The sequence below is a fragment of the Bifidobacterium sp. ESL0763 genome, from assembly GCF_029433395.1.
In the GTDB taxonomy this organism is placed as follows: Bacteria; Actinomycetota; Actinomycetes; order Actinomycetales; family Bifidobacteriaceae; genus Bifidobacterium.
Window position 1 is genome coordinate 1,389,942 of record NZ_JAQTHW010000002.1, and the last position, 13,536, is coordinate 1,403,477.

The following is a 13,536-nucleotide window of genomic DNA, read 5'->3' on the forward strand; positions in this document are numbered from 1 at the left end:
CCCCGATACTCACGTATACCCGGATACACGAGGAGCGCCCCACCGTGCGGTTGGCACAGTGGGGCGCTCCCCGGGATTTCGGTGACCCGAGACGCTAGGCCTCAGGCACCCGAACCATCAAGACCCTCAGAACCTCAGGCGTTGTCGTCGCTCAGGCCACCGAGGTCGGTCTGGCCGCCCTGGTCGTCGAGGAAGTCGTCGGGGTTGAAGTCGTCGCCGAGCTTCAGGTCGCCGAAGTCGATGTTGGAGAAGTCCACATCGTCCAGGCCGCCCTCGCCGAGCTCGCCACCGTTCTCGTCGCCCAAGCCGAAGTTCGGGTAGATGGTGTCGCGGATGGCCTTGTCGGGTTCGACCGTCGCGTTGCGGTAACGCGCCAGGCCGGTGCCGGCAGGGATGAGCTTGCCGATGATGACGTTCTCCTTGAGGCCCTTGAGCTCGTCGGACTTCTGCTCCAGCGCGGCCTCCGTGAGCACACGGGTGGTCTCCTGGAACGAAGCGGCGGAGAGCCAGGAATCGGTGGCCAGCGAAGCCTTGGTGATGCCGAGCAGCTCGGGGCGTCCGGCGGCGGGCTTGCCGCCTTCCTTCACGGCCTGCATGTTGGCTTCCTTGAACTTCGTCTGGTCCACGAGTTCGCCGGGCAGCAGCTTGGTGCTGCCGGAATCGATCACCGTGATGCGGCGGAGCATCTGGTGGACGATCACCTCGAGATGCTTGTCGTGGATGTCCACGCCCTGGGAGCGGTAGACGTCGTGCACGCCTTCGACGATGTTGATCTGGGCGGCGCGCGGTCCGAGGATGCGCAGCACCTTCTTCGGGTCGACGGAGCCCTCGATCAGCTGGGTGCCGGTGTCGATGTGCTGGCCGTCCTTGACGAGCAGCGGCGCGCGGCGGGTCACCGGGTAGGTGATCGGCTCGACGCCCTGGTCGTCGGGGGTCAGCGTGACCTGGCGGCCGTGGTCGGTGTCCTCCACCTTGACGGTGCCCGGGTACTCCGCGATCGGCGCCTCGCCCTTAGGGGTACGCGCCTCAAAGAGCTCGGTGACACGGGGAAGGCCCTGGGTGATATCGGAGGCCGAAGCCACACCGCCGGAGTGGAAGGAACGCAGCGTCAGCTGGGTGCCGGGCTCGCCGATGGACTGGGCGGCGACCACGCCGATGGCCTCGCCGACGTCGACCAGCCTGTTGGTGGCCAGCGACCAGCCGTAGCACTTGGCGCACACGCCGCGCTTGGACTCGCAGGTCAGCACGGAGCGCGCCTTGACCTCTTCGACGCCGTGGGCGACCAGGTCGCGCAGCACGTCCATCGAGAGGGCGTCGTCGCGCTTGTAGAGCACGGTCTTGCCGTCCTTCGGGTCGAGAACGTCGGCGGCGAGCAGACGGGAGTAAGGACCGCCGTCCGCGTCACGCACGAGCACGAGATTGCCGTCCTCGTCGTGGTCGGCGATCTTGAGCGTCAGGCCGCGCTTGGTGCCGCAGTCGTCCTCGCGCACGATGACCTCCTGGGCCACGTCGACGAGACGACGGGTGAGGTAGCCGGATTCCGCGGTACGCAGTGCCGTGTCGGCCAGGCCCTTGCGGGCGCCGTGCTGGGAGATGAAGTACTCCAGCACCGACAGGCCCTCGCGGTAGTTCGACTTGACCGGTCGGGGGATGATGTCGCCCTTCGGGTTGGCCACCAGGCCTCGCATGCCGGAGATCTGGCGGATCTGCATCCAGTTGCCTCGCGCTCCGGACTGCACCATGATGTTGACGTTGTTGTCGTCCTTGAAGTTATCGCGCATGGCATCCGCGACCTTGTCGGTGCATTCGGTCCACAGGTTGATGAGCTCCTGGCGGCGCTCCTCCTCGGTCAGCAGGCCCATCTCGTACTGCTCGTTGACCTTGTCGGCCTGGCCTTCGTAGTCGTGGATGATGTCCAGGCGCTCCGGCGGCTCGACGATGTCGGAGAAGGACATGGTGACGCCCGACCACGGGGCGCGGGTGAAGCCAAGATCCTTCAGGGCATCGAGCGTGGCGGCCACCTGTGCGGTGGAGTAGCGCGTGGCGATGTCGTCGACAATCTCGGAGAGCTTGCCCTTGGCGACCTGCTCGTTGACGAACGGGTAGTCGGTGGGCAGGGTCTCGTTGAACTTCAGGCGGCCGTACGAGGTGCCGAAGAGGATGGAGCCGTCCTTGAACCGCTCCTCCCTCACCGTCTCGGGGCAGCCGAGTTCGGGATCGACGGCCTTGAACTCCGTGGGCTGCCAATCGGTGGGCAGCACGAAGTCCTTGGGCAGGCGCACCAGCACCTTGGCCTGCACATCGACGTCGTGGCGGTCGACGGCCATGCGCAGCTCCTCGACGGAACCGAGCACGCGGCCCTGGCCCTTGGCGCCCTCGACGACCGAGGACAGGTAGTAGAGGCCCAGGATCATGTCCTGCGAGGGCATGGTGACGGTGTGGCCGTCGGCGGGCTTCAGGATGTTGTCGGAAGCCATCATCAGGCTTCGTGCCTCGGCCTGCGCCTCGACGCTCAGCGGCAGATGGACGGCCATCTGGTCGCCATCGAAGTCGGCGTTGAAGGCGGCGCACGCCAGCGGCGGCAGGTGGATGGCCTTGCCCTCCACCAGGATCGGCTCGAAGGCCTGGATGCCCAGGCGGTGCAGGGTCGGCGCGCGGTTGAGCAGCACCGGGTGCTCGCTGATGACGTCCTCGAGCACGTCCCACACGGAGGCGTCCTGACGGTCGACCAGACGCTTCGCGCTCTTCATGTTCTGCGCGTAGTTCTGCTCCACCAGCTTCTTGATGACGAAGGGCTTGAAGAGCTCCAGGGCCATCGGCTTCGGCAGGCCGCACTGGTGCATGCGCAGCGAGGGGCCGACCACGATCACAGAACGGCCGGAATAATCGACGCGCTTGCCCAGCAAGTTCTGGCGGAAGCGGCCCTGCTTGCCCTTGAGCATGTCGCTCAGGGACTTCAGCGGGCGGTTGGAGGCGCCGGTGACCGGGCGGCCACGACGGCCGTTGTCGAACAGCGAGTCGACGGCCTCCTGGAGCATGCGCTTCTCGTTGTTGAGCATGATCTCGGGGGCGCTCAGCTCGATGAGCCTCTTCAGACGGTTGTTGCGGTTGATGACGCGACGGTAGAGGTCGTTGAGGTCGGAGGTGGCGAAGCGGCCGCCGTCGAGCTGCACCATCGGGCGCAGGTCCGGCGGGATGACCGGGATCGCGTTCAACACCATGGCCTCGGGCTTGTTGCCCGTGGTCAGGAAGGCGTTGACGACCTTCAGACGCTTCAGGGCGCGGGCCTTGCGCTGGCCGGAGCCGGTGTCGATCTCCTCGCGCAGCTGCTTGGCCGCGGCCTCGAGGTCGAAGTCGCGCAGGCGCTTCTGGATCGCCTCGGCGCCCATGCAGCCCTCGAAGTAGTCGCCGTAGCGGTCGCACATCTCCTGCCACAGGTCGACGTCGCCCTCCATGTCGCCGGGCTCAAGGGTCTTGAACCGGTCGAACACGGCGGTCAGGCGCTGCACCTGGTCGTCGTAGCGCTGGCGGATGGCCGCCATCTCGCGCTCGGCGGAGTTGCGCAGCTTGGTCTTGGCGCTGCCCTTGGCCTCGCCGCTGGCCTCGAGCTCGGCCAGGTCGGACTCGACCTTCTTGGCGCGCTCCTCCACCTCGGCGTCGCGGCGCTTCTGGATGCGCGCGATCTCGGTCTCGAATTCCTCGGTGAGGTCGGGCAGGTCCTGGTGGCGCTGCTCGTCGTCGACCTTGGTGACCATGTAGGCCGCGAAGTAGATGACCTTCTCCAGGTCCTTCGGCGCGATGTCGAGCAGGTAGCCCAGACGGCTCGGCACACCCTTGAAGAACCAGATGTGCGTGACCGGCGCGGCCAGCTCGATGTGGCCCATGCGCTCGCGGCGCACGCGGGACTTGGTGACCTCCACCCCGCAGCGCTCGCAGACGATGCCCTTGAAACGCACGCGCTTGTATTTGCCGCAGGCACACTCCCAGTCGCGGGTCGGTCCGAAGATCTGCTCGCCGAACAGGCCGTCCTTCTCGGGCTTCAGGGTCCTATAGTTGATGGTTTCCGGCTTCTTGACCTCGCCGTAGCTCCAGTTGTGGATGTCCTCGGTGGTGGCCAGGCCGATCCTCAGTTTGTCAAATGCGTTGACGTCCAGCACTCTTTTGTCCTGTCTTCCAATTGATGTCAATTACGTATGTTGCGGGCTTCCTGCCCGGCCCACGGGTGGTCGGTGACCATGCGGGGCCGGGCGGAAGCGTCTGACTAGCGGTACTCCGGCTGGGGAGCCGCCTGATCGTCCTTGGCCGCGGCGTCCGGGCGGGCGCCGATGTTGAAGCCGAGATCGTTCGAGTTGCCCACCGGGTCGTCCTCGGCGTCGTTGAGGTCGATGGCCACGCCGTCGGCGTTGAGCACCTCGACGTTGAGCGACAGCGACTGCATCTCCTTGAGGAGCACCTTGAAGGACTCGGGAATGCCGGCCGGCGGCAGGTTCTCGCCCTTGACGATGGCACCGTAGGCGCGCACGCGGCCGTCGACGTCATCGGACTTGGTGGTCATCATCTCGTGCAGCGTGTAGGCGGCGCCGTAGGCCTCGAGGGCCCACACCTCCATCTCGCCGAAGCGCTGGCCGCCGAACTGGGCCTTGCCGCCCAGCGGCTGCTGGGTGATCATGGAGTACGGGCCGGTGGAACGCGCGTGGATCTTGTCGTCCACGAGGTGGTGCAGCTTGAGCATGTACATGTAGCCCACCGAGATCGGCTTCGGGAACGGCTCGCCGGTGCGGCCGTCGAAGAGCGTCGCCTTGCCGTCCTCGCCGACGAGCTTGTCGCCGTCGCGGTTGGGCAGGGTGGACTTCAGCAGGCCCTGGATCACGTCGGGGCGCACGCCGTCGAAGACGGGGGTGGCCACCGGGGTGCCCGGCTCGCCGTGCTCGGCGCCCTGCGGCACGTACTTCTTCCACTCGGCCTCGAGGTCCGGGTCCAGCTTGATGTCCCAGCCGGCGTGGGCGATCCAGCCCAGATGCAGCTCGAGGACCTGGCCCAGGTTCATACGGGACGGGACGCCCAGGGGGTTCAACATGATGTCGATCGGGGTGCCATCGGGCAGGAACGGCATGTCCTCTTCCGGAAGGATGCGGGAGATGCAGCCCTTGTTGCCGTGGCGGCCGGACATCTTGTCGCCCACCGTGATCTTGCGGTGCTGGGCGATGTAGACGCGGATCATGGAGTTGACGCCGTTGGGCAGCTCGTCGCCGTCGTCCTCGGCCTCGTCGCGGGTGATCTCCTTGATGGAGATGACCGTGCCGGTCTCGCCGTGCGGGACGCGCAGCGAGGTGTCGCGCACCTCACGGCTCTTCTCGCCGAAGATGGCGCGCAGCAGGCGCTCCTCGGGGGTCAGCTCGGTCTCGCCCTTCGGGGTGACCTTGCCGACCAGGATGTCGCCGGCCTCGACCTCGGCGCCGATGCGCACGATGCCGCGCTCGTCGAGGTTCGCCACCGCGTCCTCGCCGACGTTCGGCAGGTCGCGGGTGATCTCCTCGGCGCCGAGCTTGGTGTCGCGGGCGTCGATTTCGTATTCCTCGATGTGGATGGAGGAATAGGTGTCGTCCTTCACCAGGCGCTGCGAGATGATGACGGCGTCCTCGTAGTTGTAGCCGTTCCAGGGCATGAACGCGACCAGCACGTTCTTGCCCAGCGCCAGGTCGCCCTTCTGGGTGGCGGGGCCGTCGGCCAGCACGCTGCCGCGCTCGACGCGCTCGCCGTCGTGGATGAGCGGACGCTGGTTGTAGTTGGTGGTCTGGTTGGAACGCTGGAACTTGGCGAGCTTGTAGCTCGACTGGGTGCCGTCGTCGTTGGCCACGCGGATGATGTCGGCCGAGACGTAGCTGACCACGCCCGGCTTCTCGGCCAGGATGGTGTCGCCGGAATCGTAGGCGGTGCGCCACTCGGAGCCGGTGCCCACCAGCGGGCGCTCGGACTGGACGAGCGGGACGGCCTGGCGCTGCATGTTGGTGCCCATCAGCGCTCGGTGGCCCTCGTCGTGCTCCAGGAACGGAATCAGGGAGGCGCCCACGGAGACCATCTGGCGCGGGGAGACGTCCATGTAGTCCACCTGGCTGACCGGCACATCCTCGGCCTCGCCCGCGGCGGAACGGACCAGGGCGGTCTTGGAGACGAAGTTGCCCTTGTCGTCCAGCTCCTGGTTGGCCTGCGCGATGACGTGGTCGGTGTCCTGGTCGGCGGTCATGTATTCGATGTCATTGGTCACGTGGCCGTCGACGACCTTGCGGTACGGGGTCTCGATGAAGCCGAACGGGTTGACGCGCCCGAAGGTGGCCAGCGAGCCGATGAGGCCGATGTTCGGGCCCTCGGGGGACTCGATCGGGCACATGCGGCCGAAGTGGGACGGATGCACGTCGCGCACCTCCATGGAGGCACGGTCGCGCGAAAGGCCGCCGGGGCCCAGCGCGGAGAGACGGCGCTTGTTGGTCACGCCCGAAAGCGGGTTGTTCTGGTCCATGAACTGCGAGAGCTGGGAGGTGCCGAAGAACTCCTTGATCGTCGCGTTGACGGGGCGGATGTTGATCAGGGACTGCGGGGTGATGGCCTCGGCGTCCTGGGTGGTCATGCGCTCGCGCACCACGCGCTCCATGCGGCTCAGGCCGGTGCGCAGCTGGTTCTGGATCAGCTCGCCGACCTGGCGGATGCGGCGGTTGCCGAAGTGGTCGATGTCGTCGGTCTCGACGCGCAGGTCCACGTCCTCGCCGTCGCGACGCCCCGGGAAGGTCTTGTCGCCGGCGTGCAGGGCCACCAGGTACTTGATGGTGGCGATGATGTCCTCGCGGCTCAGGCTGCGGTCGGTCGGCTCGGCCTCCAGGCCCAGCTTGCGGTTGATCTTGTAGCGGCCCACGCGCGCCAGGTCGTAGCGGTGGGTGTTGAAGTAGAAGGACTCGAGCAGGTTCTTGCCGGCCTCGGGGGTCGGGGTGTCCGCCGGGCGGATCTTGCGGTAGAGGTCGGTCAGGGCCTCGTCCTGCGTCTCGATGGTCTCCTTCTCGAGGGCGTCGAGCACCAGCGGGTAGTCCTTGAAGGACTTGGCGATCTCGGGCTTGGTCATGCCGATGGCCATGAGGAAGACGATGGCGGACTGCTTGCGCTTGCGGTCCACGCGCACGCCCAGCACGTCACGCTTGTCGATCTCGAACTCGAGCCATGCGCCGCGGCTCGGGATGATCTTCGCGCCGAAGATCTCCTTGTCGCTGGTGCGGTCGGGGGTGCGGTCGAAGTAGACGCCCGGGGAGCGCACGAGCTGCGAGACGATGACGCGCTCGGTGCCGCCGATGATGAAGGTGCCGTGCGGGGTCTGCAGCGGGAAGTCGCCCATGAAGACCGTCTGGCTCTTGATCTCGCCGGTGTCGCCGTTCTCGAACTCGGCGTTGACGTAGAGAGGGGCGGAATAGGTGTAGTCCTTCTCCTTGCACTCCTGGACCGTGTGGCGCGGCTCCTCGAAGTAGGGGTCGGAGAAGGTCAGGCTCATGGTCTGCGCGAAGTTCTCGATCGGGGAGATCTCGTTGAAGACCTCCTCGAGGCCCGAGGTGTGGTTGACCTCGTTGGTGCCGGCCTTGATGTCGGCCTCGGCACGCTTCTTCCAGCGCTCGTTGCCGATGAGCCAGTCGAAGCTGTCGGTCTGCACGCCCAACAGGTAGGGCACATCGATGGGTTCCCTGATGGAACCGAAATTCACACGGTCGCTCGCCTTATGCACCTTGATGTCGTGCTCGTCGGCGCGTGCGATGACTTGTGTGGTGTTCGTCTTGAGCTTATTTTCAGCCAATGGACGTTCCTTATCGCTCGCTTGATCTTCAATTTCATCCCGAGGAAACGCCCGTAAACGGCTACACTACGCGGGCGCTTCGTCGTTAGAGCATGCCCGCAATATGACACACCTTATGCAAATACAACATTTTACCACCCCGCTGGACATTGCGGGCAGGGCGAAAACGGCGGATTCGTCGGCGCCGGGCCGCCCGCGTCAGTCCACGGAGATGGGGACTCGGCGGCTGACGACCTGCGCGTGGTCCTTGAGGGTGAGCTGCGCGTGGTAGGTGCCGGAGTCGACCTTGGGCAGCAGGTCGTCGCTGACGCATTTGCCGCCGGTCTGGTTGGCGTTCCACGTGATCTTCTGGCTGTCCTTGTCGCCCTTGGCCATCAGCAGCATGCGCTTGTCGGCCGGGCAGGTGTCCGAGCGCCAGATGGTGTCGTCGCCCGAGGTGATGGTGAGCACGCGCGAGACGTTGGAGCCGTCGACCAGGCAGGTCCTGGAGCCCACATGCTCGATGGTGGCGTCGAATTCGAGCGAGCCGCCCACGTCGACGCTCTGCGACTTGGGCTCGAGCTCGAGCCTCAGGTCCTTCACGCCGCACTGGGGGGTCTTGCGCGCCTTCTTGGCGCTGGCCTGCGAGCGCGAGACGCTCTGCTCCTCGTAGTGGCCGATGCTCTTGCTGACCATGCCGATGCCACGGCCGAGGCTGTAGAGCCCGAAGATCACCAACGCCAGCAACGCCAGCAGCACGATGCCCACCACGATGCGACGGCGCAGGTAGATGCGTTGCTGCCGTTTGCTGGGCTTGCGCTTCTTGCCGCGTTTGCGTGGTTGCTGACTGGTCATGGCTTCCAGTGTAGTGGCCGCCCGGGCACAAAGGCGCCCGGGGCTTCAGATCCGCAGGCTCGCATCGGCGCGACGGCGCCATTTGGCGGCACGGACGCTGATGAGCGCGGCGATGGCAAGAGCCAGCGCGAGCGGCAGGTAGCGGCGAAGCAGCGAGCGCCAGTCCGCGCCGGTCAGCGGCATGGAGGTGACTCTGGGAACGGTGAGGTCCAATGGCACGGATACCGAGGCATTCGGATGGTCCACGCCCACGCCGGTCTGGGTGATCGTGCCGGCGGCGGGAGCGTCGTAGGCGATCAGCTCGGCGGTGCCGAAGAACCGCACGCCGGAGGGGATGGGCAGCTTGAACATTCCCGCGTTCGGGCCGCTGGCGAACGACGAGCACGCGGCCGCCGACGAGGGGACGCCATCGACGCTGGCCACGCCGGACGCGCACTTCAGGGTCGTCGACGCCGGCGAGGAACCAGCCGGCCATTCGATTCTCACCGAGAAATCGCTCTCCCCCAAACGGCTTGGCTGGTGGTAATCGCCATCGGCGCTCCAGACCTTGCCGCTGACCGTGCGGTTCCTCTTGTCGAAGACCAGAGTGCTCGGGGACGTCTCGATCGAGGGACGCACCACGTCGACTGTCTTGGTCGGGTAGGTGGTCGATTCGGTGGAATCGCCGTCACTGGTCGTCGTGAGTTTCGCCTTGAAGGCATAGCTCACGCCCTGGCCCGTCTCATCGTCGTCAAAGAACGACGTGGCAGGGAACGTGGCCGTCCACGGGCATGCCGACAACGTGCAGTTCGCGGCGTCGATGGTGCCTTGCACGGCGGAGACGGGATAGGCGCTGGAACCGCTGGCGCGCTCCGGGGCGACCTCGACCTTGTCGGCGGATTCGGTTGCGGCCCAGTCGGAGCCGACCGGCACCGTGCCGGTGACCTTCAGCGTCCTGGTCAGCCCATTGCCCCCGGCCACCGGCACCACATCGCTCACCGTCGGCACCGGCAGCGCCTTCCACACCGCGTAGAGCGTGGTATCAACGTCGTCCAACGGCAGGAACACTTGCTGGTCAGGCACATATTCATTATGCGTGGCAGTATTATCCGAGCTCCAGCCATCCGTTCGATAACCGGATCCATGCCTCGTGATGGCCGAAATGGAAGGTATGGTCACCGCCGGGCCGGGAAAGGTTCCGGTAATTTTGCCGGGCGCGGTGCCGGCACCGCCGTTGGCATCGAAGGTAACCGATACCGGGATACCGGCCAATCCGTACCACGCCGGTCCGGAATGCGCGGCCACGCCGACGCCGTCGACTGCGGGTTGGCCATGCCACGTGCTGTCATCGGAGACCCAGGAGATGCCATTCCAGTTGGCTTGGTAATGGCTAAATGCATCCGCTGGAATCGTCTGTCCCTGTTTGAGCCGCAGCAAGTGCAATCCAGGAATCCTGCCAGTACCCCACACGTCGAACATACCGGCCCAATTGGTTACCTTCGATAGGTCCCAACCGGATATATTGAGTGTGTTCAAGACAAAATTCCGCGCGAACGCCCCCTGGACCACTGTCACGTTGGAGGTGTCCCATCCGCTCAGGCCCGACACCCGTTGCAATGCGTAATCGTCGCAGAACAGATTCATCAGATTACTTACATGGCTGACGTCCAAGTGTTCGAGACCTATGACGGATATCATCGTCGCAAGATCCTCGAACAGTCCATTCATATTGAGATCGGAACCACTGAATTCCCATGACTGTATGCGCAACGCGACGATCTGAGTACGGTACACGTACCAAGGCAGCTGCTTATAGTCGTCCAGTGAATGGGAAAGTCGTGCGGACTGAACGGTGAAGGTGCAGTCCTGAGAAAAATCCCAGACAATCTGATCCGCACCTGTGCCGGACCAAGTTCCGTTCGCCGCCGTACAGGTACCTTCAGGAGAGACTACAGGCACTACCCCACCCCGACTCAAATCATTGGGCAGATTCTTTTCGGTAACCGAAGAAGCGGAAGCGACGGAGACAGACATCACCAGTGAAGCCACGGCCACAAGCACCACCAATAGCATCGTCATATGTCTGACACACAGCTTCACAACCTTGGAACCCATGCAATCCGCCTTATACCAACCCGCTTGTTTTCTGTTGTAATTCTAAAAAACATGTGAGACAGAAAATAGGGCCTCACGCAGACCCCTAATCACGCCTTCGCCCGCCGCAGCGGAACGACGGCGAAATCAGCGCCGAGTTCGCGCCTCACATCCTCAACGGGGCAGGCGCAGGGAGCCGTCGGGGGCGATCTCGATGAGACCGTCGTCGTCGAGGGTGGCGATACAGGCGTCGAGCTGGATGCGGTCGGCCCAGAGCTTCTCGACCTCGGGGCGCGGCAGGCTCGACTTGCCCTCGCCGGCGAGCGAGCGCAACGCATTGAGCACGATGCCGCGCACCTGGCGGTTGGTGCCCTTGAAGCTCTGGCGCGGGCGGGTGCGCCGCTCCCCCATGTGCGGGCAGCCGGCGGCGTAGAACCGGTTGTGGCCGGCCCATGGATCCTCGTCGATCTTCGGGTTCTTGGCGGTGCAGACCAGCGCGCCCAGCTCGATCAGCGCCTCGTTCCACTTCACGCTCTCGCGGGCGTCACGCGGCAGCAGCGCCTCGGCCAGCCGGCGCTCGGCCGGTTTGGTGGCGCCGCCGAGCGACTCCTCGCCCTTGAAGGTGCGCCAGAGCACGCGGCGCACGTTGGTGTCGATGACGGCGATGCGCTCGCCGAACGCGAAGCTCATCACGGCGCTGGCGGTGTAGTCGCCGATGCCCGGCAGCGCGACCAGCTCGTCGTAGGTGCGCGGCAGCTCGTTGCGGTATCGCTCGGCCACCACCTTGGCGCACTCCTGCAGGCGCAGCGCCCGGCGCGGGTAGCCGAGCCTGCCCCACGCGGTGATGACCTCGGCGGCGCTCGCCCTGGCGAGGCTCGCGGCGTCGGGCCAGACCTCCATCCAACTGTTCCAATACTGAACCACGCGGCTCATCTGCGTCTGCTGGCTCATCACCTCGGAGATCAGGATGCCCCACGGTGTGGTGCGGCCGAAGCGCCACGGCAGGTCGCGCGCGTTGGCGTCCCACCAAGCGAAGAGCTCGTCCTTCATCACCGCCAGCTCGTCGGCGTCGAAGCCCTCGACCACCTCGGTGGGTCGCCCGATCTTCGTGCCGGAGCCGCCATTCGCGCCGCCGTTCAAGCCGCCGTCCACCCCGCTCGGACTGCCGCCGGATCTCGCCATATCCATATCCTCCCGAATCATCCGACCATTGTGCCCCGACGCCGCTACAGCCCACGGCTCCACTGCGTTGTGAGCGCTCACATTCCAACTCGGCAAACCGAAAATGCGACATTATAATCGAAACTATTGTGACCTACCTCACATTCAAGTCATGCAAGAGAAGGAGAAGGCAATGGTCTATCGCATGATCTTCAACCAGGAGGCGTACTTCGGACGCGGGGCGATCAAGGAGATCCCGGACGTCGCCAAGGCGCACGGCTTCACCAAGGCGTTCATCGTCACCGACCCGGTGCTGCTCGAGACCGGCACCGTCACGAAGGTCACCGACGTGCTCGACGCGGCCGGCATGCCCTACGAGATCTTCAGCAACGTCAAGCCGAACCCGCCCGTGGAGTGCATCCAGGACGGCGTGGAGAAGTTCAGGTCCGCCGGTGCCGACTTCATGATCGGCCTGGGCGGCGGCTCTCCGCAGGACACCTGCAAGGGCATCGGCATCATCGCCGCCAACCCCGAGTTCGCCGACGTGCTCTCGCTGGAAGGCACCGCCGCCACCAAGAACCCCTCCGTCCCGATCTTCGGCGTGCCCACCACCGCCGGCACCGCCTCCGAGACGACCATCAACTACGTGGTCACCGACACCGCCGCCAAGCGCAAGTTCGTCGCGGTCGACCCGCACGACATCCCGCTGGTCGCGTTCGTCGACCCGGACCTCACCGACACGATGCCGCGCGGCCTGAAGGTCGCCACCGGCCTCGACGCGCTGACCCACGCCATCGAAGGCTTCGTGACCCCGGGCGCCTGGGAGCTCTCGAACTGCCTGTCGCTGCAGACCATCCGCATGATCGCCCACAACCTCGCCAAGTCCGCCGAGGGCGACGTGGAGGCCGGCGAGCAGATGGCCTACGCCTCCTACATCACCGGCATGGCCTATTCCAACGTCGGGCTGGGCCTGGTGCACGGCATGGCCCACGCGCTCGGCGGCCTGCTCGGCGTGGCGCACGGCGTGGCCAACGGCATCCTGCTCGCGCCCGTGATGGAATACAACAAGGACTTCACCGGCGAGAAGTACCGTTCCATCGCCCACGCCTTCGGTGACCCCGACTCCTACACCAAGCCGCTGGACGAGGTGCGCGAGGAGGCCGTGCAGAAGATCCACCAGCTCACCGTCGACCTCGGCAATCCGACCACCATCAGCGAGGTCGGCGCCAAGGAGAGCGACATCGACGGGCTGACCGACAACGCGTTCAAGGACGTGTGCACCGGCGGCAACCCGCGCAAGCCCACGCGCCAGGAGATCCACGCAATCTACGAGAGCCTGATGTGAGACCGCAGAGCGGTTTGACCGCATAGGAACCGGCGAAGCCCGTCGACAACATCGGCGGGCTTCGCCATACCAACCTACCCAGTCCATGGGCACCAATCCGGCATCGCGAACAACCCAAGGCAAGCGCTTCCGTACCGCATCCGTAGCCTTTCATCCGCCCCGGGCTACAAACGCAAGCCGGAGCAATCTCAGGCCTTGCATTCGTAGCCAAATGACGGTCACGCGCTACGAATGCAAGGTCAAGCAACCCCAAACCTCGCATTTGTAGCCCCATGCCCACTGCGCGCGACAAATG

6 protein-coding genes are annotated in these 13,536 nt (G+C 65.4%); 1 reads left to right on the forward strand and 5 read right to left on the reverse strand.

Annotation, left to right across the window (positions count from 1 at the left end):
- Positions 1–134 precede the first annotated feature (134 nt).
- The 5 genes from PT282_RS06415 to PT282_RS06435 form a co-directional block, all read right to left on the reverse strand.
- Complete coding sequence (locus PT282_RS06415) at positions 135–4,157, reverse strand: DNA-directed RNA polymerase subunit beta' (protein WP_277168704.1); 4,023 nt, start codon at positions 4,155–4,157, stop codon at positions 135–137.
- A 104-nt stretch (positions 4,158–4,261) separates the two neighbouring features.
- On the reverse strand, positions 4,262–7,828 hold the full coding sequence (gene rpoB, locus PT282_RS06420; RefSeq protein WP_277168705.1) for a DNA-directed RNA polymerase subunit beta: 3,567 nt from the start codon (positions 7,826–7,828) through the stop codon (positions 4,262–4,264).
- A gap of 198 nt (positions 7,829–8,026) precedes the next feature.
- Entirely contained in the window at positions 8,027–8,662 is a 636-nt protein-coding gene (locus PT282_RS06425) for a hypothetical protein (RefSeq protein ID WP_277168706.1), read from the reverse strand.
- Between the two features lie 45 nt (positions 8,663–8,707).
- A complete protein-coding gene (locus PT282_RS06430) occupies positions 8,708–10,756 on the reverse strand; it encodes a BspA family leucine-rich repeat surface protein (protein ID WP_277168707.1) in 2,049 nt (682 codons plus the stop codon).
- A 153-nt stretch (positions 10,757–10,909) separates the two neighbouring features.
- Complete coding sequence (locus PT282_RS06435) at positions 10,910–11,785, reverse strand: A/G-specific adenine glycosylase (RefSeq protein WP_277168975.1); 876 nt, start codon at positions 11,783–11,785, stop codon at positions 10,910–10,912.
- 304 nt (positions 11,786–12,089) lie between these two features.
- On the opposite strand from PT282_RS06435, the gene fucO reads away from it, so the two are divergent.
- Positions 12,090–13,241: a lactaldehyde reductase gene (fucO, locus tag PT282_RS06440; protein WP_277168708.1), complete on the forward strand. Its 1,152-nt coding sequence runs from the start codon at positions 12,090–12,092 to the stop codon at positions 13,239–13,241.
- Positions 13,242–13,536: the final 295 nt, after the last annotated feature.